Annotated in this window: 19 protein-coding genes; 11 read left to right on the forward strand and 8 right to left on the reverse strand. The window is 74.1% G+C overall.

Annotation, left to right across the window (positions count from 1 at the left end; translation table 11 throughout):
- Nucleotides 1-60 precede the first annotated feature (60 nt).
- The 4 genes from ACFV7Q_RS31030 to ACFV7Q_RS31045 all read right to left on the reverse strand — a co-directional run bounded on the left by ACFV7Q_RS31030 (nt 61) and on the right by ACFV7Q_RS31045 (nt 6,089).
- Nucleotides 61-1,788, reverse strand: coding sequence for an LCP family protein (locus ACFV7Q_RS31030; protein ID WP_385433511.1), 1,728 nt, complete (start codon nt 1,786-1,788; stop codon nt 61-63).
- A gap of 100 nt (nt 1,789-1,888) precedes the next feature.
- Complete coding sequence (locus ACFV7Q_RS31035; RefSeq protein ID WP_385433477.1) at nt 1,889-3,682, reverse strand: LCP family protein; 1,794 nt, start codon at nt 3,680-3,682, stop codon at nt 1,889-1,891.
- A 224-nt stretch (nt 3,683-3,906) separates the two neighbouring features.
- Nucleotides 3,907-5,115 (reverse strand): LCP family protein, encoded by a 1,209-nt coding sequence (locus ACFV7Q_RS31040; protein ID WP_385433479.1) that lies wholly within the window; start codon nt 5,113-5,115, stop codon nt 3,907-3,909.
- 221 nt (nt 5,116-5,336) lie between these two features.
- Complete coding sequence (locus ACFV7Q_RS31045) at nt 5,337-6,089, reverse strand: TIGR03089 family protein (protein ID WP_385433481.1); 753 nt, start codon at nt 6,087-6,089, stop codon at nt 5,337-5,339.
- Between the two features lie 140 nt (nt 6,090-6,229).
- Here ACFV7Q_RS31045 and ACFV7Q_RS31050 point away from each other — a divergent pair, with 140 nt between their 5' ends.
- Both ACFV7Q_RS31050 and ACFV7Q_RS31055 read left to right on the forward strand, forming a co-directional pair.
- Nucleotides 6,230-7,648, forward strand: a complete 1,419-nt coding sequence (locus tag ACFV7Q_RS31050; RefSeq protein ID WP_385433483.1) for a peptidoglycan recognition protein — start codon at nt 6,230-6,232, stop codon at nt 7,646-7,648.
- A 227-nt stretch (nt 7,649-7,875) separates the two neighbouring features.
- The gene (locus ACFV7Q_RS31055) at nt 7,876-8,880 is read left to right on the forward strand and encodes a DNA-3-methyladenine glycosylase family protein (RefSeq protein WP_385433485.1); all 1,005 of its coding nucleotides are present in this window, start codon (nt 7,876-7,878) and stop codon (nt 8,878-8,880) included.
- 162 nt (nt 8,881-9,042) lie between these two features.
- Here the strand turns inward: ACFV7Q_RS31055 and ACFV7Q_RS31060 are convergent, their stop codons facing one another.
- From ACFV7Q_RS31060 to ACFV7Q_RS31070, 3 genes are all read right to left on the reverse strand, one after another.
- Nucleotides 9,043-10,362 carry a coenzyme F420-0:L-glutamate ligase gene (locus tag ACFV7Q_RS31060; protein ID WP_385433487.1) on the reverse strand — a complete coding sequence of 440 codons (1,320 nt, stop codon included), beginning with the start codon at nt 10,360-10,362 and terminating at the stop codon, nt 9,043-9,045.
- Nucleotides 10,359-11,318, reverse strand: coding sequence for a 2-phospho-L-lactate transferase (gene cofD, locus ACFV7Q_RS31065; RefSeq protein ID WP_385433489.1), 960 nt, complete (start codon nt 11,316-11,318; stop codon nt 10,359-10,361). The genes ACFV7Q_RS31060 and cofD overlap by 4 nt, the downstream gene beginning before the upstream one ends.
- Before the next feature lie 79 nt (nt 11,319-11,397).
- Nucleotides 11,398-12,015, reverse strand: coding sequence for a cysteine dioxygenase (locus ACFV7Q_RS31070; RefSeq protein ID WP_385433491.1), 618 nt, complete (start codon nt 12,013-12,015; stop codon nt 11,398-11,400).
- A 635-nt stretch (nt 12,016-12,650) separates the two neighbouring features.
- On the opposite strand from ACFV7Q_RS31070, the gene ACFV7Q_RS31075 reads away from it, so the two are divergent.
- From ACFV7Q_RS31075 to ACFV7Q_RS31085, 3 genes are all read left to right on the forward strand, one after another.
- A complete protein-coding gene (locus ACFV7Q_RS31075) occupies nt 12,651-12,914 on the forward strand; it encodes a WhiB family transcriptional regulator (protein WP_003983763.1) in 264 nt (87 codons plus the stop codon).
- 197 nt (nt 12,915-13,111) lie between these two features.
- Nucleotides 13,112-16,810 carry a glycosyltransferase family 2 protein gene (locus ACFV7Q_RS31080; RefSeq protein ID WP_385433494.1) on the forward strand — a complete coding sequence of 1,233 codons (3,699 nt, stop codon included), beginning with the start codon at nt 13,112-13,114 and terminating at the stop codon, nt 16,808-16,810.
- Nucleotides 16,807-18,282 carry a DUF5719 family protein gene (locus ACFV7Q_RS31085; protein ID WP_385433497.1) on the forward strand — a complete coding sequence of 492 codons (1,476 nt, stop codon included), beginning with the start codon at nt 16,807-16,809 and terminating at the stop codon, nt 18,280-18,282. Before ACFV7Q_RS31080 ends, ACFV7Q_RS31085 begins: the two co-directional genes overlap by 4 nt.
- Nucleotides 18,283-18,332: 50 nt before the next feature.
- Here ACFV7Q_RS31085 and ACFV7Q_RS31090 read toward each other — a convergent pair whose 3' ends face one another.
- Nucleotides 18,333-18,860 (reverse strand): metallopeptidase family protein, encoded by a 528-nt coding sequence (locus ACFV7Q_RS31090; protein ID WP_385433499.1) that lies wholly within the window; start codon nt 18,858-18,860, stop codon nt 18,333-18,335.
- 90 nt (nt 18,861-18,950) lie between these two features.
- Between ACFV7Q_RS31090 and ACFV7Q_RS31095 the strand changes: the two genes are divergently transcribed.
- The 6 genes from ACFV7Q_RS31095 (at nt 18,951) to ACFV7Q_RS31120 (ending at nt 24,631) form a co-directional block, all read left to right on the forward strand.
- Nucleotides 18,951-19,331, forward strand: coding sequence for a DUF3499 domain-containing protein (locus ACFV7Q_RS31095; RefSeq protein WP_385433501.1), 381 nt, complete (start codon nt 18,951-18,953; stop codon nt 19,329-19,331).
- A 138-nt stretch (nt 19,332-19,469) separates the two neighbouring features.
- Nucleotides 19,470-20,840, forward strand: a complete 1,371-nt coding sequence (locus tag ACFV7Q_RS31100) for a phosphomannomutase/phosphoglucomutase (protein WP_385433503.1) — start codon at nt 19,470-19,472, stop codon at nt 20,838-20,840.
- Between the two features lie 97 nt (nt 20,841-20,937).
- Entirely contained in the window at nt 20,938-21,123 is a 186-nt protein-coding gene (locus ACFV7Q_RS31105; RefSeq protein WP_054222355.1) for a Trm112 family protein, read from the forward strand.
- A gap of 95 nt (nt 21,124-21,218) precedes the next feature.
- On the forward strand, nt 21,219-22,355 hold the full coding sequence (locus tag ACFV7Q_RS31110) for an SIS domain-containing protein (RefSeq protein ID WP_385433505.1): 1,137 nt from the start codon (nt 21,219-21,221) through the stop codon (nt 22,353-22,355).
- Between the two features lie 43 nt (nt 22,356-22,398).
- Complete coding sequence (gene manA, locus ACFV7Q_RS31115; protein ID WP_385433507.1) at nt 22,399-23,556, forward strand: mannose-6-phosphate isomerase, class I; 1,158 nt, start codon at nt 22,399-22,401, stop codon at nt 23,554-23,556.
- A 106-nt stretch (nt 23,557-23,662) separates the two neighbouring features.
- On the forward strand, nt 23,663-24,631 hold the full coding sequence (locus ACFV7Q_RS31120) for a cation diffusion facilitator family transporter (protein ID WP_385433509.1): 969 nt from the start codon (nt 23,663-23,665) through the stop codon (nt 24,629-24,631).
- Nucleotides 24,632-24,704: the final 73 nt, after the last annotated feature.

The raw sequence follows: 24,704 nt of genomic DNA on the forward strand, positions 1-24,704 counted from the left end.
GCCACGGTCCCGTGGACCGTGGCACCGGGCCCCTTCGCCGTGGCCGTGCGGGCGGCCGGGCTACCAGGTGAAGCCCGGCTGGATCGCCATGCACTCCTTGTCGTTGTCGCCGTTGAGCGGGCGGGCCGAGTCGGGGGCCTTGGTCGGGGCCGGCGGGGGCGGGGTCGGCGCGCTGCCGGTCCGCCAGTCCTTGCCCACGAGCAGCAGGATCCCGGTGACGTCGTCCACCTTCTGCACCGCCGAGGCCGGCAGGCCCAACGCGGTGGCCACGGCCGCCGCGTCGCCCGCCAGGTCCGGGCTGGAGAAGCGGACCACGGTGGTGTCCTCTGCTCCGGTCAGGTTGTCGGCGACGGCCTTGGTGAAGCCCTTGCCGGCCAGGACCGAGACGACCTCGGTGGCCCGGCCCTTCACCTTGCCCTGGGCGCCGTCCTTGCCGCCGGTGGCGTTGCGCACCGTGATCGGGATCCTCGCCGGCGGAGCGGCCTGGTCGACGGCCGGCTGGGAGGGGGCCGCCGGTGCGCCGGACGCGGCGGCGCCGGGCGCCGCGGCGGACGAGGACGAGGACGGGGCGGGGGAGGCAGCGCCGCCGGGCTGCTCGGGGCCCTTGCCGTCGAGCGGGATGTCCTCGCGGATCATCCGGAACAGGTCCTCGGCCTCGCCCGGCTTGGGCTCGACCCGGGCGGAGTCCGACGGGCTGTAGATCCACGGCATGGTCGTCATGGTGATCCGGCCCGGGGCGACCTTCTTGAGCTCCATGCTCAGGTCGTACAGCTTGTCGATCTTGTTCAGGCCGGGGTCGACGACCATGGCCTTGATGGCCGCCTGCGCCAGGCTGTTCAGCTTCATCGGGTTGCTCAGCTTGGCGTTCGCGCGGAACTCGCGGGCCATCGAGTTCATGTACATGTGCTGGGCGTGGGCGCGGCCTATGTCGCTGCCGTCCTCGAAGCCGTAGCGGGTGCGCAGCCACTGCAGGGCGACCTCGCCCTGGATGACGTTCTCGCCCTTGGGCAGCTTCAGGCCGGAGCCCTTGCCGTCCCTGGTACGGGAGTGCACGTTCTCCTGGACGCAGACCGGGACGCCGCCGATGGCGTCCGCCATCGTCACCACGCCCTTGAAATCGATCATCATGAAGTGGTCGATCGGGATGCGGGTCAGCTCCTGCCAGGCGGCGACCGTGCACCCGGGGCCGCCGCGGCTGAGGGACTCGTTGGTCTGGACGAGGCCCCTGCTGGCCGGGTGGACCTTGCCGGTCGGCTCGGTGCACTTGGGCATCTTCAGCAAGGTGTCGCGCGGCATGGACACCACCGACATGTTGGTGCGGTCCGCGGACAGGTGCAGCAGCATCTGCACGTCCGCCAGGGGCGGTCCGTCGAAGGTGTCCCTGGCGCCGCCGAGGGCCTGGTTCTCCGCGCCGTCGCGGGCGTCGGAGCCGATGAGGAGGATGTTCAGCGGGGTCTGCCCGAAGGCGTTGGGCTTGGACCCGCCCAGCTTGCTGTCGCCGAGGTTGAGCGCGTCGGTCTGGATGCTGCCGTTGAGGTGCCGGTAGTAGAGGTAGCCCGCCGCCGCCGTCGCGAGTATGAGGAAGGCCAGGACGGAGGCCGTCCAGCGCAGTATGCGCCGCTTGCCGCGCCGGGGCGCGGGCACACCGGTGGCCGGGTCCCGGGTGCCCGGGTCTCCGTTTCCGGGCGCGGCGGCTCCGGGCGCGGCGGCTCCGGGCACGGCTGGTCCGTCGGAGGGGCCGCCGGACATGTCGTCGGCCGGCCGGGCGGACGCCCCCTCCCCCCGCATGCTGTCGTTCCTCACGGGTCCCCCCTCGAAATCACTTCATGACTGTGGTGCGCCGGCCGCGCCGGCGCACGTGCGATGGCCGGCCGGGCCGGCCGGGCGGCTACTTCGCGCAGACGGCCTTGTCCGCCTCGACGCGCTGGATGTCATCGGGCGCCTTCTGGGGCGCCGTCATCGAGATCCCCGCCCCCTTGAAGTCCGCGCCGAGCGTCAGCTTCATCGCGGTCCGGGGCCCGGCGTCCGCCGTGCCCACCTTCAGCGCCGAGGCCGGCAGGCCCATGATGTCCGCCAGCGCCCGCGCCTGGTCCGCCTGGTTCGGGGCGAACTCCAATTGCGTGGCCTCCAGCTTGGCGGGCGCGTTGCCGAGGTTGCTCGCCTTGGTGACGCCCTTGCTGTTCTGCAGCCAGGCCAGGGTGGTGGAGGCCGAGCCCCCGGGCCCGCCGCCGTTGTAGATCTCCACCCGTACGTCCTTCGCCGCGGCGCGCGGGCCCTGCATGAGCGCGTCCTGCTTGGCCTTCGCCTCGGCATCGGCCGCGTCCTTGGCGGCCTGTTCCTTCTTCTCGACCTCGGTGAGCGAGACGTCTCCCCGGATCATCTGGAGCAGGGGGTCGGCCAGCGCGTTGTTGAGGACGACGGTGGCCTTCACCTTCTCGGCCGGGTTGTCGAGCACCGGCAGGGTGGCGAAGGTGACGTTCTTGAGGTCCATGCTCTTCAACTCACCGGCCAGGTTGGTGAGTTTTTCGATGGACCCTATCCCCGAGTCCACGGTCAGCGACTTGGTGGCCGCCTCGGCGAGGGAGAAGAACTTCTTCGGGCTGGTCAGGGTCTCCTTCGACTTCATCTCACGCAGCATCGAACTCATGAACTGCTGCTGCGTCTTGATGCGGTCGAGGTCGCTCTCGTTGCCGAAGGCGTGCCGGGTCCGTACGAAGGCCAGGGCCTGTTCGCCCTGGAGCCGGTGCTCGCCGGGGCCCAGCTTCAGCTTGGAGTCCTCGTCGTCGACGGCCTTGTCCAGGCAGACGGGCACGCCGCCGACGGCGCTGCTCAGCACCTTCACCGCGTTGAAGTCCACCATCATGAAGTGGTCGACGGTGATCCCGGTGAGCTCCTTGACCGTGCGCATCGTGCAGCCCGGGTCGCGGCCCTCCTGGCCGAGGCTGGTGTTGAAGCGGGTCCCCTTCTGGCCCGGGATCGTCTTCATCGTCCCGTCGGGCTGCTTGGTGGGGCAGGCCGGGATGTTCGTGATCAGGTCGCGGGGGATGGACAGCGCGGTGGCGTTGGTGCGGTCCTTGGAGACGTGGAACAGGATCGTGGTGTCGGCGTGGCCGACGCTCCCGGCGTCCCCGTAACCCTCGTTGCCGGCGCCGGAGCGCTTGTCGGTGCCGATGACGAGGATGTTGATGGGCTGGTCCTTCTTGAAACCGCCCGTGCCCGCGTCGCCGACATCGGTGACCTTCAGGTTGCCGTTCAGGTGGTTGTAGTACAAGTACGCCCCGAGCGAGCCGCCGACCAGGAGGAACGCGAGGGTGCCGCCGGTCACGACCATGAACCGCTTGCGGCGGGTGCCGCCCGAGCCGGCCTTGCGGTTCCGCCCGGTGCGCCGCCCGGGCGGGGTCTCGCCGCGGCGCGGCCCGGGGACCGCGGGGTTGCGGTTCTCCGGGGCCGCGGGTTTCGGGGTGCTCGGGGGTCCCTGGGGCGCCTGGGGGCCCTTCGGGGGCCGGGGCGTGGCGGGCCCCCCGGAGCGGGCGCCGCTCGACCGGCGGCGGGGGGTCACCGAGCGCTGTCCTTGCGGAGCGCTGCGGTCCAGTTGCAGTTCGTAGTTGCCGGTGCGGGGGTTGAGCACCCACTGGTCTGCGGGGTCGATCTCCTCTGCCCGCCCACGGCTCTGCGCATCCACGGTTGCTCGAATCCTCCGTCGGTGCCTCGCGACGCGCCTCCCCCAAGACGCCCGGTCAACGATCCGGCTGCTGGTGCACGGCCTCTTTGCTGGCCGGGGCACCGGACCGCTCACCTTATCCGCCCTGGTCAGCTCCAAACCATGGTGGTGACAAATTCCACTCCCCTTATAACAGGGCAAACCGCCCAAGCTCCGCGCTTCTGACACCGGCTTTTGGCATTGCTTTACCGGCAGTCGGTCATCCCCGCAGTGGTGCCCGTGAAGGTGGGGACGGGCGCGGGCGTCGTACCGGTTCCGGCCGGCGACGGTTCGGCGCTGCCGGTCCCGGCCCGTGCGGCATCAGGTTCCCTGCCGTCAGGCTCCGCCGGCGGGGCCACCGTCAGCGGCTCGTCCGCGCGCAGCCGCTGGAACAGCCGGGTCGCGTCCGGTTCGGCGAGCTCGTCCCGGTTCGGGTCGGATGCGTACGGACGGCGCGGCACCGTCAGGAACTTCACCTGGTCGGTCGGTATGCCCCGGATGCCCCGCACCAGTTCGTACAGCCCGCGCAGCGAGGCCAGCCCCGGGTCGGTCGTCACCGACGAGGTCGCCGCGTCCAGCAGCGGGTACAGCCGGCCCGGGTTCAGCAACACTCCGTTGCTCTGCACCTTCTTCACCAGCGCGCCGAGGAACTGCTGCTGGCGCTCCATCCGTTCGGTGTCGCTGCCGTTGCCCAGGCTGTAGCGGGCGCGCACGAAACCGAGCGCCCGCTCGCCGCGCAGGGTCTGCCGGCCCGCCGGGAGGCTCAGCCGGGCCTCGGGGTCGTTCATCGGCCGCTTGAGGCAGACCTCCACACCGCCGACCGCATCGACCATCTTCTTGAACCCGCCGAAATCCACCACCATGTGGTGGTCGACCCGGATCCCGGTCAGCTTCTCCACCGTACGGATCGTGCAGGCGGCCCCACCCCACTGGAACGCCCAGTTGAACTGCGCGAACCGCTGCGCGGTGCGGCTCCCGTCCGCCGTCAGGCAGCTCGGGACCTCCGTCATCAGGTCCCGGGGGATGGAGACCGCCGTCGCGCTCCGCCGGTCCGCGGGCAGGTGCAGCAGGATCGCCGTGTCCGAGCGCTGGGTGCCGCCGTCGCGCCCGTAGCGGGAGTTGTCCGCGCCGGAGCGCGAGTCGGAGCCGATCAACAGGATGTTCCGGGAGCCGCCCGCGAGGGGCGTCGGGCGCTCCTCCTCGAAGCGCTCCAGCTCGGACGCGGCCGAGGTGTCCGCGGTGATGTTCGCGTCGAGCTTGCGGTACAGCCACCAGCCCGTGCCCGCCCCGGCCAGCACCAGCAGCGAGGTCCCGATCCCGGCCCAGCGCAGCAGCCGGCGCCGACGGCGGCGCGGAGGCTCGGGGGAGCCTCCTGCCGTCCCGGTGGCGTCGGGTATGCCTGCGCTGTCCGTCACTCGCGTACCGTCCTCACCGCGTGGGCAGGAGGCCGTACGGGTGCACGCACGGCCGTAAGCATCGTGCCCCCGCGCCCGGGACGCGGCCCGGGGACGGCCCCTTGTCGAGAGCCGAACGGGTGAAAGATGGCCGTCTGTGCGCCGGTCGCGGGCGGACCCGGCGGTGCGCCCGGGCGTGGTGCCCGGGCGTTGCGCTCAGGCATCGTGCCCCGGCGTCGTGCTCACCGCACCGCGTGGGTGATCCGCTCCGCGTCGGTCCGCCGGTCCAGGTCCTCCGCCGGCAGCCGGTCGAGGTGGCGGCACAGCACCACGGACCCGCCCGCCACCAGGGCCGCGAACAATCCCGCGGACAGGCCCTCCCAGGTGTCGAAGCCCAGCCCGGACAACAGCCGCGACCCCGGCTCCAGGCCGAGCTGTGCCGCGTCCTTGCGGGCCCGCCCGAGGATCCCGGCGTACGACAGCTCCTCACCGCCGACCACCAGCCCCGGCCCCTCCGGATCCACCGGGACGAACGGGGCGAAACGGTCGCCCTGCCCCGGCACCTCCACCGCGTAGTCCGCGAACCCGGCGGGCGGCTGCGGGAACCGCCCGCCCAGCGGCCGCAGCGCGAGCGCCACCCGCTCACCCGGGCAGGCGGCCGCCTCCTCCAGGGTGTCGGGGCCGCTCACCACGAGATCGGCGTCCGCCGGATCCCCGCCCACCTCGGCCACCACCCCGACCGAGGCGCACGCGAGCAGCCACACGGCGGTCTGCCAGTGCGCGGGCAGCAGCAGCGCGAGCCGGTCGCCGGGCTCGGCTCCGAGGTCGCCCTGGAGCAGGTTGGCGGTCTTGGCCACCCAATTGGCGAAGGTGGCGACGGACAATTCCACGCGTTCGCCCGTGGCGTCGTCGTAGAAGGTGACGAGCGGGCGGCCCGGATCGGCGGCGAGCGCGGATCGCAGCAGGTCGGCGGGGGTGCGGTCAGAAGCGTTCACCCGCCCCAGCGTACGCGGGACCCCTCGTCCGTACGGCGGTCCGCCGCTCGCCCGTCCGGGGGAGCCGCACCCGACGGCCAACAGACGGCCCGTCAGTTCTCCGATGGCGGTCCGCGGTGCCTTTGCTCAGCATCGCTTGCATGCGTGGATTCCTTGCTTCCGCGGTCGGCGTCGCAACGGCCGCCGCCCTCGCCCTGCCGCTCGCCCTGACCACCCCGGCCCTGGCCGAGTCGTCCCCCGCGGCGCCCACGGCCCCCGCCGGCTCCACCCAGTCCCTGCCGCTCGCCCCACTGGGGTCCGCGGCCCACCGATCGCCCGGCGTCCCCGGCATGAGCACCTCGCCGCACCTGCCCGGAACCCGGGGCCTGGCTGCCCGCGCGGTCAACAAGTTTTCGCTGGTCGGCGTCGTCTGGGACGACGCCGGCACCCAGCTCTTCGGCCACGTCCAGGTGCGCACCCGCTCCGCGCGCACCGGCACCTGGTCCGACTGGCAGGACGTCGAAACCCGCAACAGCGAGCACGCCCCCGACCCCGGAACGCTCGAACGGGGCAATGGCCGGGTCCGCGGCAGCACCGCCCCGTTGTGGGTCGGCGAATCCGACGGCATCGAGGTCCGGGTCCAGGCGGAACCCGGCACCCCGATCACCTCCACCGCCCGCTCGGCGGTCCCCTCCCACCTCCCCTCGGGCCTGCGGATCGAACTCGTCGACCCCGGCGAGACCGACCCGCCGGCCGGCGGGGACGCCAAGAACGTCACGGGCTCGGGCGCAACCGGCGACGACGACAAGGGCGACGCCGTGGCACAGCCCGTCATGTCGACGGCCACGGCGGAGGCCTCCTCCGCCAACGTCCCGCTGGCCCCGCTCGGCGCCAAGGAGATCACCGCCCTCAACCGGGAGGACTCCATCGCCGACGCGGTCCTCGCCGGCGACGGCGCCCTCAGCAGCACCCCGTACATCGGCCCGCGCCCGCGCATCGTCACCCGGCTGGGCTGGGGCGCGGACGAAACGCTGCGCGAGAAGGCCTTCGCGTACACGAGCACGGTCAAGGCGGCCTTCGTGCACCACACCGCCTCCGGCAACAACTACGCCTGCACGGACGCCCCGGCCGTGCTGCGCAGCCTGTACCGGTACCACGTGGTCAGCGCCGGCTGGCGGGACTTCGGCTACAACTTCGCCGTCGACAAGTGCGGCACCGTGTACGAGGGCCGGGCGGGCGGAGTCGCCAAGCCGGTGCTCGGCGCGCACACCATGGGCTTCAACACCGACAGCATGGGCATCGCCGTCCTCGGCACGTACGCGACCACCGCCCCGCCGGCGGCCGCCGTGGACTCGGTGGCCGCGCTCACGGCCTGGAAGCTGGGGCTGTTCAACCGGGACCCGCGGGCCACGACCACGCTGAAGTCGGGCGGCGGGAACCTGTACGCCAAGGGCAGCAGCGTGAAGATGAACGTGATCTCCGGGCACCGGGACGGCTTCGCCACCGAATGCCCCGGCAAGCTCCTCTACAACCAGCTCCCCCCGACCCGCACGGCCTCGGCCAAACTCCAGGGCCGCTGACCCGGCTCCGCCCCACGGGCGCTGTCCGGCTCCGGCCCCGAGCCAGGTGTCCGGCTGCGGGCCGTGGGCGGTTGCCCGCGGTTCCCCGCGGTTCCCCGCGCCCCCGGGCGTGCCCGCAGGGCCGTTGCCGCGCGGGGCGGCGCCCAGGGGCGCGGGGAACCGCGCGCTCGGCCCCCGACGGCCCGCACCGAGTCCTGACGGGTCGGTGGCGGCGATACGCTCATGGCATGGCCGGCCGCTTCGACCCCCTGACCCGCGCCGCCGTGCGCGGCGGCCGCACCGGCGTGCCCGCGGCCCGCGGGGTCCCGGCGGGGGCCGGGGCCCGGAGCCGGGTGTGGGCACCCGAAGGCCCCGTGGACCTGGGCCTCACGCTCGGCCCGCTGCGCCGCGGCCCCCACGACCCCACCTTCCGCGTCACCCCCGACGGCTCCGTCTGGCGGGCCAGCCGTACCCCTCTGGGCCCCGCCACGCTCCGGGTCGCCGCAGACCGCCCCACCGGCACGGTTCACGCCGAGGCCTGGGGCCCCGGCGCCGAGTGGATCCTCGAAGGCCTGCCCGCCCTCCTCGGAGCCGACGACGACCCGTCCGCCTTCGTCCCCCGCCACCGCCTCGTGCACCTCAGCCACCGCAGCCGCCCCGGCCTCCGCCTGACCCGCACCGGGCTGGTCCTGGAGTCGCTGATCCCGACCGTCCTGGAGCAGAAGGTCACCAGCGACGAGGCCTACCGCTCCTGGCGCCGCCTGGTGCGCCGGCACGGGGAGCCCGCGCCGGGGCCCCAGGACGTGGACATGTGCGTCATGCCGGACGCCCGGACCTGGGCGCTGATCCCGTCCTGGGACTGGCACCGGGCCGGGGTCGACGCCAAGCGTTCCGGGACCATCGTCCGGGCCGTCCGGGTCGCGGCCCGGATGGAGGAGGCCGCCGCGATGCCACCGGGGCGGGCCGCCGCCCGGCTGGAGGCCGTCCCCGGCATCGGCCCGTGGACCTCCGCGGAGACGCTCCAGCGCAGCAACGGCGACCCGGACGCCGTCACCACCGGCGACCTCCACCTGCCCGGCATCATCGGCTACGCCCTGGCCGGCAACCGGGACGCCGACGACGCCGCCATGCTCGAACTGCTCGTCCCGTACGCGGGCCAGCGCCACCGTGCGGCCCGCCTCATCCTCCTGGCCGGCCGCACCCCACCCCGCCGCGCCCCCAAGATGTACCGCAACGACATCGCCCACCTCTGACGGCGCACAACCGCGAGGCGGGGCTTCAGGGGCGCGGGGAACTGCGCGCGCAACCCCCGACGGCCCGCGGCCGAACGCATGCCGGGGCGGAGCCCCACCAGGGGCGCGGGGAACTGCGCGGGAGGCGGCCGCGGCCCGCAGGCGGCAGCGGACGGCGGCGGGTCAGCGGACGGTGATGAAACGCTCGGCGTCCCGCTCCACCCGCTCGCGCGGCGCCTCCGCCGCATGCCCGATGGCGACGGCCCCCATGGGGTCCCAGTCCTCCGGGAGCCCCAGCACCTTGCGCACCACGTCCCGGCAGAACATCGTCGACGACACCCACGCCGACCCCAGCCGCTCCCCGGCCAGCGCGACCAGGAAGTTCTGCACGCCTGCGCCGGTAGCGACGACGAACATCTCCCGCTCCGCGGTGTCCCGCCGGGCGTGCCCGTACGCGTGGGCACCGTCCATCACCATGCACGGCACCGCCAGGTAGGGCGCGTTCCGCAGGACGTCGCCCCGCCGGATCCGCTTGGCGATGGATTCCTCGGTCTTGCCGTCGCGCCGCAGGTCCTCGATCCACGCGTCCCGCATCGCGTCCAGCAGTTCGTGCCGCGCCGCCTCGGATTCGAGCAGGACGAACCGCCACGGCGTCGTGTGGTGCGGCGCCGGGGCGGTCACCGCGGCCGCGACGGCCCGCCGGACCGCGGCCGGGTCCACGGGCTCGGCGGTGAAGGCCCGTACCGTGCGGCGTTGCGTGACGGCCTCCCGTACCGCTTCGGAGGTGCCGAGGCGGAACATGTCGTCTGCGGCGGCCCGTACCAGCTGCGCGGCGGTGGCGCCCTCGCCGAGCACGTGACCGAGCCCGCGGACGACGGCCACCGGCAGTCCGTCGGCCTTGCCCTTGACGAGGTCGCCGGCGGCGGCCAGTTCGTCGGCGGTGGCGATGACGGTGGCGTTGAGCGGGTTGCCGTGCGCGTCGGTGCCGCCGCGGAGGTCGTCGAGGACGCGTACGCCGGCGGCGCCGATGGCCACGTCGGTCAGCCCGGCCCGCCAGGGCCGTCCGAAGGTGTCGGTGACGATGACGCCGACGTCCACGGAGAGCAGCTCGCGCAGTCCGGCGCGGATGGCGGCGGCGGAGGCGTCGGGGTCCTCGGGCAGCAGTAGGACGGTGCCGGGCTCGGTGTTGGAGGCGTCGACGCCGGCGGCGGCCATGACCAGGCCCTGCCGGTTCTCGACGATCCGCAGCGGGCCGCGGCGCGCGACGACCCGTACGGTCTCGGCGTCTATGGCCTCCTCGCGCGAGTCGGCCCGGACGATGCGGCCCTCCGCCTTGGAGACGATCTTCGAGGTGACGAGCAGGACGTCGCCGTTCCGGAGTCCGGGCGCCGCGTCGGCGACGAGCCGGGCGAGGTCGTCGCCGGGCCGGACCTCCGGGATCCCGGCGAGGGCCCACACCTCGTACGAGGGGGACGGCGACGGCGACGGAGGGGGCACGCTCACCGGGAGGCCTCCGCGAGGGCGAGGGCGGCGCGGGCCATCTCGGCGGTCGCGTCGAGGTCGGTCATCATCAGTGGCACGGCGCGGCAGGCGATCCCGGCGGCCTCCACTTCGGCGACGGCGTCGGCGTCCGCGGTGTCGACGAGCCAGCCGTCGAGGAGGTCGGCGCCGTAGTGGCGGGCGACGGCTGCGGCGGTGGCTTCGACCCCGACCGCGGCCAGCACCTTGTCGGCCATGCCCCGCACGGGGGCGCCCCCGACGATGGGGGAGAGGCCGACGACGGGTGCCGCGGCGGCGGCGACGGCCTCGCGGATGCCGGGCACGGCGAGGATCGTGCCGACGGAGACCACCGGGTTGGACGGCGGGAAGAGGATCACGTCGGCGGCGGCGACGGCTTCGAGCACGCCGGGCGCGGGCTTGGCCTGTTCGGCGCCGACGGGTACGACGGCCTCCGCGTCGACGGAGGCGCGCAGCCGGACCCAGTACTCCTGGAAGTGGATGACGCGGCGTTCGCCGGTGCCGGTGTCGGTGAAGGCGACGTGCGTCTCGACGCGGTCGTCGGACATGGGCAGCAGACGGACGCCGGGCTGCCAGCGGTCGCAGAGGGCTTCGGTGACGGCGCTCAGCGGGTAGCCGGCGCTGATCATCTGGGTGCGGACGATGTGGGTGGCGAAGTCTCGGTCGCCGAGGCCGAACCAGGAGGGTCCGACCCCGTAGGCGGCGAGTTCCTCCTTGACGGTGAAGGACTCGTCGGTGCGGCCCCACCCCTGTTCCTCGTTGATGCCGCCGCCGAGCGTGTACATGACGGTGTCGAGGTCGGGGCACACCTTGAGCCCGAACAGGTGGATGTCGTCACCGGTGTTGCCGATGACCGTGATGTCCGCGTCGGGGACCGCCGACTTCAGTCCGCGGAGGAAACGGGCGCCGCCGATGCCGCCGGCCAGAACAACAATGCGCATGCGGACAGTCTGTCAGCCGCAGTCCGTGCGTTGGGGGTGGTGGTCGGGCGACGGGCGGGACCGTCAGGCGCGGTGCCGGTCAGGCGGAGAGGGCCTCGGGCAGGGCGGGGGAGCAGTTGTGCATGGGCATCTCGGTCAGGCCGGGGAAGTAGACGTGCAGGCTGACCGCTCCGTCGAGGCCGTCGTTGACGACCTCGTGGGCGTAGCCGGGCGCGAAGACGCGCTGGGCGCCGGCCCGGAGGGTGAGGGCGCCGCGGGTGCTGTGCTCGGTGAGGGTGCCGTCGAGGACGGTCAGGATGCCGGAGGAGGCGCCGTGGTCGTGCCGGCCGCTGCCCTGGCCGGGGACCCAGCTGAGGAGCCACACCTCGTAGCCGACGGGGGCACCCCCTGCTGGATCGGAGCCGAGGGCTTGGGGGACGGTGCGCAGGCGGTGGTACCAGCGGGTGGTGGCGTCGTAGCGGACGAGGTGCTCCCAGCTCGCGCGGTCCTCGGCGATGGACCGCGCGAGACCGGCGAACTCGGCGACGGTGGCGGGGTGTTCGCGGGACGGCTGGAGGAGGTGCTGGACGGCGAGGATGTCGCCGGCGATCTGGAGGTCGCTCTCCGTGACCGCGGGGCGGTCGGCCGTCGCCACGGCGGAAGCGGTGGAAGCGGCGGAAGTAGCGGAGGCGGAGGCAGTGGGTGCGGGGGTGCGCATCGCGGGTCCTCGAAGGATGTCAGGGGTGCTGGCGGTTGCTGTGGGGTGGCCGGAGCTCAGCGGAGCCGAAGCCCCGAAGGCATCAACAGCTGCAACAGCAACAACAGACCTGGGCAGCACGCAGGAACCCACGAACGGGGGTCCGGTTGGCGGCTGCGGTCACTGACATGGGGACAAGGAGACCGGGTACGGGGCCGGACTGTCAACCCAATGACCGGTTTGGCGGAAAAGGTTCATCTGATCCGGTTAACGCGGTGGGAGAAAGGTTTGTGCACCCCTCGACCGGGGAGATGGCGCTCCAGGTCCCGCTATTGCCCCGTTCAAACGTGCGATGCCAACTCGTGATCGGAATGTGATCTGCGCCGCTTCTTTGGCCGGATTGCAACCGGTCCGCAGGGTGCCGCGTCGATTGCGGGTGAAGTGGGCGCAGTTGGACACGGGTGGCATGTGTCACGATTTTTGGCGATTTGATCACTTTCTGCATAGCCTTGGTTCCGCAGAGTGAATAAGGGCCCCAATAGCAGATCCCAGCTTGACTGCGCTGGAGCCCCCCACTTGTAATTTCACTCGTGTCGTTACGTAGCGATGAGTAACGACGCCACCACGGGGATGCACAGACAGAGCAAGGGGCGCACATGACCGAGCTGTTTCAGGAACTGCTGGTCGAGGAAGCGGACGAAGAGCTCGGATGGCAGGAGCGCGCCCTGTGCGCGCAGACCGACCCCGAGTCCTTCTTTCCCGAGAAGGGCGGCTCCACCCGCGAGGCCAAGAAGGTCTGCCTCGCCTGCGAAGTCCGCTCCGAATGCCTTGAGTACGCCCTCGCCAACGACGAGCGGTTCGGCATCTGGGGCGGCCTGTCCGAGCGCGAGCGCCGCCGACTGAAAAAGGCCGCCGTCTGACCGCTCCCGCCGTACGCAGAACAACTCCATGAGCACACCACACGGTCCGCCTCCTGCCCCTTCCCCGCAGGAGGCGGACCGGCGTGTTGCCAGCCGTTAGTGTGGGGCGCTGTCCAGCAGCCTCCGAGGGCACACCACCCGCGGACCCTCCCCCCGCCCGCCCGGGGGGACCCCCAGGCCGGAGGGCCAGTAGAGCGATGTCCCTGCACAGCCAGTCGACGGCCTACCAGGCTGCCGCCACCCCCCAGTTCCCCCGGCACGTCGTCACCGCGGTCCTCGTCGCCCACGACGGAGCACGCTGGCTGCCCAAGACCCTCGCCGGGCTCCTCGGTCAGGAACGCCCCGCCCAGAACCACGTCGCCGCCGACACCGGCAGCGCCGACGACTCCGCCCGCCTGCTGTCCGAGGCCCTCGGCGACGACCGCGTCCTCCACCTCGCCCGCCGCACCGGATTCGGGGCCGCCGTCGACGAGGCCGCCCGCTCCGCCGGCACCCCCACCCCCGACGACCTGCCCTACCTCAAGCGGCCCAGCGGCTGGGACCCCGTCAGCCGCACCTGGCGCGACGACACCTACGACCTCCCCGAACTGCCCCACGGCGAACCCGTCCAGTGGCTCTGGCTGCTCCACGACGACAGCGCCCCCGAACCCGACGCCCTCACCGAACTGCTCCGCGTCGCCGACGAAAACCCCGACGCCGCCGTCATCGGCCCCAAACTCCGCGGCTGGTACGACCGCAAGCAGCTCCTCGAAGCCGGCGTCACCATCGCCCGCAACGGCCGCCGCTGGACCGGCCTCGACCGCCGCGAACAGGACCAGGGCCAGCACGACCAGGTCCGCCACGTCCTGTCCGTCTCCACCGCGGGCATGCTCGTGCGCCGCGACGTCTACGACGCCCTCGGCGGCTTCGACCGCCGCCTACCCCTCATGCGCGACGACGTCGACCTGTGCTGGCGCGCCCAGAGCGCCGGCCACACCGTCCTGGTCGCCCCCGACGCCGTCCTGCGGCACGCCGAGGCCGCCGCCCGCGAACGCCGCACCGTGGACTGCGCCGGCCGCAGCGCCGTCAGCCCGCACCGCGTCGACAAGGCCGGCGCCGTCTACACGATGCTCGCCAACACCTCCGGCCGGGCACTGCCGTACGTCCTGCTGCGCCTGATCACCGGCACGGTGCTGCGCACCCTCGGCTACCTCGTCGGCAAGGCCCCCGGCCAAGCCGTCGACGAGTTCACCGGCCTCCTCGCCACCCTGCTGCGCCCCGGCCGCATCCTCGGTGCCCGCCGCCGGCGCGGCCGCCCCGCCGTCCCCGCCGGGGACCTGCGCCCCCTGTTCCCGCCGCCCGGCGCCACCGTCCGGGCCGGTGCCGAACAGCTCGCCGGACACCTCGGCAGCGGCCGCGACACCGACGGCGCCACCGCCGGCCGGCACGGCGGAGCAGGCGAGTCCGGCCCCGGCGGCGAGGACGCCGACTACCTCCACGTCGAACGGTCCTCCCGCCTGAAGCGGATCGCCCGCAACCCCGCGCCGGTCCTCTTCGCCCTCCTCCTGCTGGTCTCCGTCATCGCCTGCCGCGGCCTCCTCGGCGGCGGCTCCCTCATGGGCGGCGCCCTGCTCCCCGCCCCCGACGGCGGCCTCGACCTCTGGCACCGCTACACCCGCGACTGGCAGCCCGTCGGCACCGGATCCACCGCCGGCGCACCCCCCTACCTCGCCGTCCTCGGAGCCCTGTCCACCCTGCTCCTCGGCTCCACCGACGCCGCCCTGACCCTGCTGCTGGTGTGCTCGGTCCCCCTCGCCGGACTCACCGCCTACTTCGCCTCCCGCCCCCTCGTCGACTCCCGACTGCTGCGCGCCTGGGCCGCCGTCGCCTACGCCTTCCTGCCCGCCGTCACGGGAGCCCTCGCCGGCGGCCGCCTCGGCACCGCCGTCCTCGCGATCCTCCTCCCGCTCCTCGCCCGCTCCGCCGTCTCCGCCCTCGGCCCCGCCGACGCCGCGGCCGACGCCCCCGACCAGCGGGGCGGACGGCGCGCGGTGTGGACGTACACCCTCCTGCTGACCCTGGCCACCGCCTTCACCCCCGTCGTGTGGCCGCTGGCCGTCGTCCTCGGCGCCGCCGCCGTGGTGCGGCGCCGCGCCGACCGGAAGGCGTACGGGCTGCGGTTGCTCGCGTCCCTCGCCGTCCCCCTCGTCGTCCTCGCCCCCTGGTCGATCGGGCTGCTCCTGCACCCGGGCCGCCTCCTGAACGAGGCCGGCCTGCCCGGCACCACCGGCCAGGCCACCGCCCTCGACCTCGTCGGCCTCAGCCCCGGCGGCCCCCGCACCCCCGGCGGCCTGCTGCTCCTCGGCATCGTCCTCGCCGCCCTGGCCGCCCTGCTGCGCGCCGAGCGGCGGCTCGCCGTCCGCGCCGCCTGGGTCGCCGCCCTCGCCGCCCTGGCCCTCGCCGTCGTGCTCAACCGGACCGGCTGGGCCGGACCCGCCGCCCTCGTGTACGGGCTCGCCCTGCTCGCCGCCGCCGCCGTCGGCGCCGACGGGGCCAAGCAGCGCGTCGCCGCCAGCAGCTTCGGCTGGCGCCAGCCCGCCGCCGCACTGATCGCCCTGGCGGCCGTCGCCGGCCCGCTGCTCGCCGCCGCCGGCTGGGCGGTCTCCGGAGCAGCCGGCCCGCTGGAGCGGCGCGACCCCGTCCAGGTACCCGCCTTCGTCGCCGAGGAGGGCGGCACCCGCGACCAGGCCCGCACCCTCGTCCTCGGCGGCACCTCACCCGCCACCGTCTCCTACACCCTCGTACGCGGCTCCGGCGGCAGCCTCGGCGACGCCGAACTCGCCGCCGACGCCGGCAGCACCCCCGCCCTGGACAAGGTCGTCTCCAGCCTCGTCGCCGGCTCCGGCGCCGACCAGAGCGACCAGCTCAGCGGCTACGGCGTCCGCTACGTCCTGGTCCGCGACAGCGCCCCGCAGCAGATGCACAAGGTCCTCGACACCACCCCCGGCCTGAGCCGGCTCAGCCAGCTCGACGGCAGCGCCCTGTGGCGGGTGGACCGCCAGGTCGCCCGGGCCGTCATCGTCTCCGGCAAGCCGGGCGAGGCCCCCATCCCCGTGGCCTCCGGCCCCGTCGAGGCCCACACCAAGATCCCTGCGGGCGAGGCGGGCCGCGTCCTGCGGATCGCCGACCGCGCGGCCCCCGGCTGGCGGGCCACCCTCGACGGCGAGCCGCTCAAGGCCAAGACCCTCGACGGCTGGGCCCAGGGCTTCGAACTGCCCGCCGCCGGCGGCCGCCTCGACCTCGTCCACGAGGACTCCTTCCCCCGGACCGCCTGGCACTGGGCCCAGGGCTCGCTCGCCCTGCTGCTGCTCGTGATGGCCCTGCCCGGCCGCCGTGCGAGCCTCGACGACGACCTGCCGGACGAGGACCCCGCCGCCGACCGGCCCGCCCCCGGCGAGGCCGGTGAGGGCCGCCGGGCCCGCCGCCTGCGCGCCGGGACCGACGAGCCGGCTGCCGCCCCCGTGGGCGGGGGCGCGGCCGAGCCCGCGGGAGCCGTCGCCGACCCGTACGCCGGGATCCCCGCGCAGCCGGTGTACGGGGAGGAGGCCTACGCGTACCAGGCGTACGGTGACCAGGGCCAGGGCGACCACGTTCACGGTCACCCGGGCTACGGTGACCAGGCCTACGCGTACGGGCAGGCGGCCCCGTCGCAGCCCCACGTCCCCACCCAGGCCGGGGAGCAGGAGCAGTACCCGTACCAGGGCTACGACCTCTACCAGGCTTACCCCCAGCAGCCCCAGCAGCCCCAGCAGCCCCAGCAGCCCCACGTCCACCCGTACCCGCACCCGTACGGGCAGCAGCCGTACGACGCCTACGGACAGCACGACCAGCGTCCCGACGGGAGCCACCAGCAGTGAAGCAGCGCGCATCCCTGACGCTGGCGGCCGCCGCCGCGGCCCTCGCAGCCTTCGCCGGCGCCGCCCACCTCACCGCGCCCGCCGCCCCGGTCGCCGACGACCGCAAGGCGGCCGCGCCCCGGATGCCGGTCGAGCGGTCCGCGCTCGTCTGCCCGGCGCCCAGCTCCTCCGACATCGCCGAGACCACGTACGCGGCGATCACCCCCGGCGCGGTCGGCGGCGGCTCGGGCTCCGCCCGCCTGCTCGGGGCCACCAAGGAGGCCAAGCCCGTCCTGGAACTGAAGGAGCGCGGGAAGCCGGTCGGCGCGACCGCCTCCGGCGCCGAGGCCCCGGGCCTCGCCGGCACCGCCGACGGCGTCCTCGCCCCCGGCTGGACGGCCCAGCAGACCACCAAGGTCTCGGTGGGCCGGGCCCGTGGCCTGCTCGGCGTCGGCTGTACGGCTCCCGGCACCGATTTCTGGTTCCCCGGCGCGAGCACCGCCAAGGGGCGCGAGGACTACGTGCACCTCACCAACCCGGACGACACCGCCGCCGTGATCGACGTCAAGATGTTCGGCCCCGACGGCGTGGTCAAGGACGAGACCGGGGTCAGCGAGAACATCCGCATCGACCCCCGCTCCACCAAGGCGATCTCGCTGGCCTCCCTCGCGCCCGGCAAGGAGCTGGCCGACGTCACCGCGCACGTGACCACCCGCGCCGGCCGCGTCGGCGCATCCCTCCAGGTCGGCGAGGAAGGCGTCGGGGCGGACTGGCTGCCGGCCTCCGCCGATCCGGCCGCCGCGCAGGTGCTGCCCGGGATCCCCGCGGACGCCACCTCCGTGAAGCTGATCGCGTTCGCGCCCGGCGAGGAGGACGCGGACCTCTCCGTGAAGCTGGCCGGACCGAACGGCTCGATCAGCCCGGCCGGCACCGAGCAGCTGCACGTCAAGGCCGGTATGACGGCGAGCGTGGACCTGGGGGACGTCACCCGCGGCGAGGCGGGCTCGCTGCTGCTCGCCCCGGCCGACCCGAAGAAGGCCGTACCGGTCGTGGCGGCGCTGCGCGTGGTCCGCGGCAGTGGCGCCAAGCAGGAGCTGGCCTTCGTACCGTCCGCCGGACCGGTGGGCGCGCGGGCCACCGTCGCCGACAACCGGGCCGACGAGAACGCGAGCGTGCTGTCGCTGACCGCGGTCGGGGCCGACGCGAAGGTGAAGGTCACCGCCTCGCCGGGGACGGAGGCGGGCGAGCAGGCATCGAAGGAGGTCACCGTCAAGGCGGGCACCACGCAGACCGTCCCCCTGGCTCCGGCGGGGGCGAAGGGCGCCTACGCGCTGACCGTCGAAACCCTCTCAGGCGGCCCGGTCCACGCGGCGCGCACGCTGACGCTGCCCCACGAGGGCGTCGTGATGTTCACCGTCCAGACCCTGTCCGACGACCGCGGGACGGTCCCGGTGCCCAAGGCCGTGCAGGACCTCTCGGTGCTCACCGGATAGCCGACCCCGGGGCGGGGCGAGCTCCCGCCCCGCCCGGCGCCCGGTGGGCGTCAGTCCTGGCCGTACCGCGGATCCACCGTCTCGGGGGACAACCCCAGCAGCTCCGCCACCTGCTCCACCACGACCTCGTGCACGAGCAACGCCCGGTCGTCCCGCGTCTTCGACCGGATCTCCACCGGCCGCCGGAACACCACGATCCGCGCCGGCCTCCCCGGGCCCGCCGGCTCCGACAGCGCGCCCAACGGCACCGCCTCGTCGTTCCAGCCGCCGTCGGGCCCGCCCGGCGGCCCGGGCACGTCCGCGACCAGGAACTCCACTTCGGCCAGCTGCGGCCAGCGCCGCTCCAGCCGCTCGACCGACTCCCGTACGAGGTCGCCGAAGAGCTCGGCCCGGCTCGCGGCCAGGGGCACCTGGGGCGGGGCCACCGGTCCCCGCATCCCCCGCCCGTGCCGGTCGCGCCGGCGGACGCGCGGTGCGGCGGGGGGATCGGCGGGATGCGGTGCGCGGGGCGGCACAGGACTGTCGGTCACCCCCGCAGCGTAGCCCCGAAACGGGCCCCGACCGGGGCGTTTCGGCATCCACCGGGCCCCGTCGAGGAGGCGACACGGGGGAGTGACCGGCGGGAGAGTCGTCGCGGCCCGGTCAAGAGTGCGGTACCGTCCAACGTCGTGAGCCTTGTACGTCGCTGTTCGCGCACCGCGTGCGGCCGCCCTGCCGTCGCGACCCTGACGTACGTCTACGCCGACTCGACCGCAGTTCTCGGCCCGCTCGCCACGTACGCCGAACCCCACTGTTACGACCTGTGCGCCGAGCACTCCGAGCGCCTCACCGCGCCGCGCGGCTGGGAGGTCGTGCGCCTGACCGACGGGTCGGGTCCGTCCCGCCCGAGCGGCGACGACCTCGAAGCACTGGCCAACGCCGTCCGCGAGGCGGCCCGCCCGCAGGACCGCGCCGCCGAGGCCGGCCGGGGATCCGCCCAGGGCGGCCCGGGGTCCGGCGGGGAGACCCGCCGCGGGCACCTGCGCGTGCTGCGCTCCCCCGACTCCTGAGGGCCGCAGCTTCCGACGGGGTCCCCGGGACCACGGAGTCCCCGGGACCACGGCGTCCCGCGGGCACCACGGCCCGATCGGACGATCTCCCCGCACGGTAGGTTTGGCCCCCGCACAGGACTTTCAGGAGGGCAGGCAGTGGCCGCAGATTTCTCGAACATCGTCAAGGCGTACGACGTACGCGGCGTCGTGCCCGACGAGTGGGACGAATCGCTGGCCGAGCTCTTCGGTGCCGCCTTCGTCGAGGTCACCGCCGCCACGGCGATCGTCGTGGGCCACGACATGCGGCCCTCCTCCCCCGGCCTGTCGGCCGCCTTCGCGCGCGGCGCCGCCGCCCGCGGCACCGACGTCACGCTGATCGGGCTGTGCTCCACCGACCAGCTGTACTACGCCTCCGGCAAGCTCGACCTGCCCGGCGCCATGTTCACCGCCTCCCACAACCCGGCCCGGTACAACGGCATCAAGCTCTGCCGCGCCGGCGCCGCCCCCGTCGGCCAGGACACCGGCCTGGCGGCCGTCCGGGAGCTCGTCGAGAAGTGGTCCGAGGAAGGCCTCCCCGCCGCCCCCGAGGGCACCACCCCCGGCACCGTCACCGAGCAGGACACCCTCATCGGCTACGCCGAGCACCTCAAGTCGCTCGTCGACCTCAGCGGGATCCGCCCCCTGAAGGTCGTCGTGGACGCCGGCAACGGCATGGGCGGCCACACCGTCCCGACCGTCTTCGAGGGCCTGCCGCTGGAACTCGTACCGATGTACTTCGAGCTCGACGGCACCTTCCCGAACCACGAGGCCAACCCCCTCGACCCGAAGAACATCGTCGACCTCCAGGCCCGCGTGCGCGCCGAGGGCGCCGACCTCGGCCTCGCCTTCGACGGCGACGCCGACCGCTGCTTCGTCGTCGACGAACGCGGCGAGGGCGTCTCCCCGTCCGCGATCACCGCGCTCGTCGCGGCCCGTGAACTCGCCCGCAACGGCGGCACCGGCACGGTCATCCACAACCTGATCACCTCCTGGTCCGTCCCCGAGGTCGTCCGCGAGAACGGCGGCACCCCCGTCCGCACCCGCGTCGGCCACTCCTTCATCAAGGAGGAGATGGCCCGCACCGGCGCCATCTTCGGCGGCGAGCACTCGGCGCACTACTACTTCAAGGACTTCTGGAACGCCGACACCGGCATGCTCGCCGCGCTCCACGTCCTCGCCGCCCTCGGCGGCCAGGAGGGCCCCCTCTCCGCCCTCGTCGCCTCCTACGACCGCTACACCGGCTCCGGCGAGATCAACTCCACCGTCACCGACCAGGCCGCCCGCATCGCCGCCGTCAAGGCCGCGTACGGCGACGCCGACGGCGTCACCCTCGACCAGCTGGACGGCCTCACCGCCACTTCCGCCGACTGGTGGTTCAACCTGCGCCCCTCCAACACCGAGCCGCTGCTGCGCCTCAACGTGGAGGCCCGTGACCCCGAGACCCTCGCCCGGGTCCGCGACGAGGTCCTGGCCCTGGTCCGAGCCTGACCACCGTGCCACCACAGCGCCACCGCCGGGCCGCGCGAGACGCGGCCCGGCGGTACGCTGACCTCGCCCAATCCGCATGTTCGAAGGGAAGCGCCCCATGCCGCTCGAAGCCGGCCTTCTGGAGATCCTCGCCTGCCCCGCCTGCCACTCGCCCCTGGAGGACAAGTCGGCCGACGAGACGGCTCCCGAGCTGATCTGCACCGGCCGGGACTGCGGCCTCGCCTACCCGGTCCGCGACGGCATTCCGGTCCTCCTCGTGGACGAGGCCCGCCGCCCCGCCTGAGTACGTCCAGCCGCACGACGCACAGGGCGCCCGTCGCAGCGCCGGGCGCCCGAGCAACCGAGTCGCCCGCCCTTCTGAACCAGCCGGAGGCCGCCATGCTCGACGAGTCGCTCCTCGACGCCCCGGAGGAGCTCGCCCGCACCGACCGCCGCGGCCTGCTCCGCGGAGCCGCCGAGGCCGGGGCCAGGGTCCGCACCGCAGCCCGGCACGCCAGCGAGGCCGGCCTGGCCGACCTGCGCCCCGACGGCCGGCCCCGCGCCGTGCTCATCGCCGGCCCCGGCACCGCCGCCACCGGTGTGGCCGACCTGCTCGGCGCCCTCGCCGGAGCCTCCGCCCCCGTCACCCGGTTGCACCCCACCGGCGTCGCCCATGCCCCCGGCGCCCTGCGCTGGACCCTGCCCGGCTGGGCCGGCCCCGTCGACCTGCTGCTCATCACCACCACCGACGGCACCGAGCCCGGCCTCGCCGTCCTCGCCGAGCAGGCCTACCGCCGCGGCTGCACCGTCGTCGCCGTCGCTCCCGAGCGCTCCCCGCTCACCGAGGCCGTCGACGCCGCCCACGGACTCCTCGTCCCCATGGCGAAGGCCCCGTACCAGGAGTACGACGAGTCCGCCGCGGCCGGACCCGGCGCCCTGTGGGCCCTGCTCACCCCGCTCCTGCTGCTCCTCGACAAGGTCGGCCTCATCACCGCCGCGCCCGAGACCCTCCAGCACGTCGCCGACCGCCTCGACCGCACCGCCGAACGCTGCGGCCCCGCCATCGCCACCTACTCCAACCCCGCCAAAACCCTCGCCGCCGAGCTCGCCGACTCCCTCCCCCTCATCTGGAGCGAGGGCACCGGCGCCGGACCGGCCGGCCGCCGCTTCGCCGCCACCCTCGCCGAGCTCGCCGGCCGCCCCGCCCTGGCCGGCGACCTCCCCGAGGCGCTGCCCGCCCACGGTGTCCTGCTCGCCGGGGCCTTCGCGGCCGGTGCCGACCCCGAGGACTTCTTCCGTGACCGGGTCGAGGAGCCCCAGGCCCTCCGCGCCCGCGTCGTCCTGCTCCGCGACCGGCCCACGGGCGGCCTCTCCGCCGCCCCCGCCGCGCGCGAGCTCGCCCTCAGCCACGACACGGCCGTCAGCGAGCTCGAACCCGAGGAAGGCGGCGAGCTCGAACAGCTCGCGGAACTCCTCGCCGTCACGGACTTCGCCACGGCCTACCTCGCCCTCGCGGCCACCCGAGGACACGGCTGAGCACGGTCCCGTGCCTGCCCTCTATCCAGGAAGACGGACGACGATGGACCGCCTGACGAACACGATCCGCCCCTACGCCTGGGGATCGACCACCGCGATCCCCGCGCTCCTCGGCACCGAGCCCACCGGAGAACCGCAGGCCGAGCTGTGGATGGGCGCCCACCCCGGCGCGCCCTCCCGCCTCGACCGCGGCGCCGGCGAAACCACCCTCACGGACGTCATCGCCGCCGACCCCGAGCGCGAGCTCGGCGCCGCCGCCGTCGCCAAGTTCGGCCCCCGCCTGCCCTTCCTCTTCAAGATCCTCGCAGCCGGCGCCCCCCTCTCCCTCCAGGTCCACCCCGACCTCGAACAGGCCCGCGCCGGCTACGCCGAGGAGGAGCGCCGCGGCATCCCGATCGACGCCGCCCACCGCAACTACAAGGACCCCAACCACAAGCCCGAGGTGCTCTGCGCACTCACCCCCTTCGAGGGACTGTGCGGCTTCCGCCCGCCCCTGGAGGCCGCCCGACTCCTCGACGGCCTACAGGTCAACTCCCTCAAGCCGTACGTGGACCTGCTGCGGGCCCACCCCGAGGAGGCGGCCCTGCGCGAGATGCTCACCGCCGTACTGACCGCAGACCGCGCCGAGATGGCCCACTCCGTCGCCGAGGCCGCGGCCGCCGCCGAACGGCTCGCGGGCCCGTACACCCCGTACGCCACCCTCGTGCACCACCACCCCGGCGACCCGGGCGTGATCGCCGCCATGCTGCTCAACCACGTCCGACTCCAGCCCGGTGAGGCCCTGTTCCTCGGCGCGGGCGTCCCCCACGCCTACCTCGACGGCCTCGGCGTCGAACTGCTCTCCAACTCCGACAACGTGCTGCGCGCAGGACTCACCCCCAAGCACGTGGACGTGCCCGAACTGCTGCGGATCGTCCGGTTCGAGCCGGGCGACCCGGCGCTGCTGCGCCCCGAGGGCAACGGCGAAGAGGTCTACGAGACCCCCATCGACGAGTTCCGGCTCTCCCGTTTCACCCTCGCCCCGGGCGCCGCCCCCAGCACCCTCCCGTCCGGCGCCCCGCAGATCCTGTTGTGCACGGCGGGCCGCCCGAAGGCCGGCGAACTGACCCTCGCCCCGGGCGAATCGGTGTTCGTGCCGGCCGGCGAGCAGACCGAACTGTCCGGCACGGGCACCGTCTACCGCGCCACCGTCGTCCTCTGACGCCGCCGGCCGGGCCGGAGCCCGCGGCGGCGGCTGCAAGAATGTGCGGCCGTAGCGCGGCGCCCCGGCCTGGGCCGCCGTACCGAGGAAGGGACATCAAGCACCCATGAGTGCGTCGGGCGGAACCAGGGCGATCGTGGCGGCACTCGCCGCCAACCTCGCCATCGCGGTAGCCAAGTTCGTGGCCTTCGTCTTCAGCGGCTCGTCGTCGATGCTCGCGGAGAGCGTCCACTCGCTGGCGGACTCCGGAAACCAGGGACTGCTGCTGCTCGGCGGGAAGAAGGCCCAGCGCGAGGCAACACCGCAACACCCCTTCGGGTACGGGCGCGAGCGCTACATCTACGCGTTCCTGGTCTCCATCATCCTGTTCTCGGTCGGCGGCATGTTCGCCCTCTACGAGGGCTACGAGAAGATCAAGCACCCGCACCCGATCGAGGACTGGTGGTGGCCGATCGGCGTCCTGGTCTTCGCCATCATCGCGGAGAGCTTCTCCTTCCGTACGGCGATCAAGGAGTCGAACGAGCTCCGCGGTGGCCTCACCTGGACCCAGTTCGTCAGGCGGGCCAAGGCCCCCGAGCTGCCGGTCGTCCTCCTGGAGGACCTCGGCGCGCTGGTCGGCCTCGTGCTCGCCCTGGGCGGCGTCGGCCTCGCCCTGCTGACCGGCGACGGCGTGTGGGACGGCATCGGCACCCTCGCCATCGGCACCCTGCTCATCCTGATCGCGGTCGTCCTGGCGGTGGAGACCAAGTCCCTGCTGCTCGGTGAGGCCGCGGGCCTGGAGGAGATCGAGAAGATCGAGGCCGCGGTCGTCGACGGCGAGACCGTCACCGGCCTCATCCACATGCGGACCCTGCACCTGGGGCCCGAAGAGCTCCTCGTCGCCGCCAAGATCGCCGTCCGGCACGCCGACTCGGCGGCGACCGTCGCCGCGGCGATCGACGCGGCCGAGGCCCGCATCCGCGAGGCGGTCCCGATCGCCCGCGTGATCTACCTGGAGCCGGACATCTACAGCGAGGAGGCGGCGGCCGCGGGCAAGGACCCGGCCGCCACCCCGGGCGGCCCCGGCGCGCACTGACCGCAGGGCCCACGGCCCGAGGCCCACGGCCCGAGGTTCACGGCGAAGCCCCCGCAGCACGCGCTGCGGGCTG

Source organism: Streptomyces sp. NPDC059851, assembly GCF_042732005.1.
Lineage (GTDB): Bacteria > Actinomycetota > Actinomycetes > Streptomycetales > Streptomycetaceae > Streptomyces.

Coding starts and splice junctions, on each gene's coding strand:
- ACFV7Q_RS31030 (WP_385433511.1), bottom strand. CDS start 1,788: ATGCGGGGGGAGGGGGCGTCCGCCCGGCCGGCCGACGACATGTCCGGC.
- ACFV7Q_RS31050 (WP_385433483.1), top strand. CDS start 6,230: ATGCGTGGATTCCTTGCTTCCGCGGTCGGCGTCGCAACGGCCGCCGCC.
- ACFV7Q_RS31055 (WP_385433485.1), top strand. CDS start 7,876: ATGGCCGGCCGCTTCGACCCCCTGACCCGCGCCGCCGTGCGCGGCGGC.
- cofD (WP_385433489.1), bottom strand. CDS start 11,318: ATGCGCATTGTTGTTCTGGCCGGCGGCATCGGCGGCGCCCGTTTCCTC.
- ACFV7Q_RS31070 (WP_385433491.1), bottom strand. CDS start 12,015: ATGCGCACCCCCGCACCCACTGCCTCCGCCTCCGCTACTTCCGCCGCT.
- ACFV7Q_RS31075 (WP_003983763.1), top strand. CDS start 12,651: ATGACCGAGCTGTTTCAGGAACTGCTGGTCGAGGAAGCGGACGAAGAG.
- ACFV7Q_RS31080 (WP_385433494.1), top strand. CDS start 13,112: ATGTCCCTGCACAGCCAGTCGACGGCCTACCAGGCTGCCGCCACCCCC.
- ACFV7Q_RS31090 (WP_385433499.1), bottom strand. CDS start 18,860: ATGCCGAAACGCCCCGGTCGGGGCCCGTTTCGGGGCTACGCTGCGGGG.
- ACFV7Q_RS31105 (WP_054222355.1), top strand. CDS start 20,938: ATGCCGCTCGAAGCCGGCCTTCTGGAGATCCTCGCCTGCCCCGCCTGC.
- ACFV7Q_RS31110 (WP_385433505.1), top strand. CDS start 21,219: ATGCTCGACGAGTCGCTCCTCGACGCCCCGGAGGAGCTCGCCCGCACC.
- manA (WP_385433507.1), top strand. CDS start 22,399: ATGGACCGCCTGACGAACACGATCCGCCCCTACGCCTGGGGATCGACC.
- ACFV7Q_RS31120 (WP_385433509.1), top strand. CDS start 23,663: ATGAGTGCGTCGGGCGGAACCAGGGCGATCGTGGCGGCACTCGCCGCC.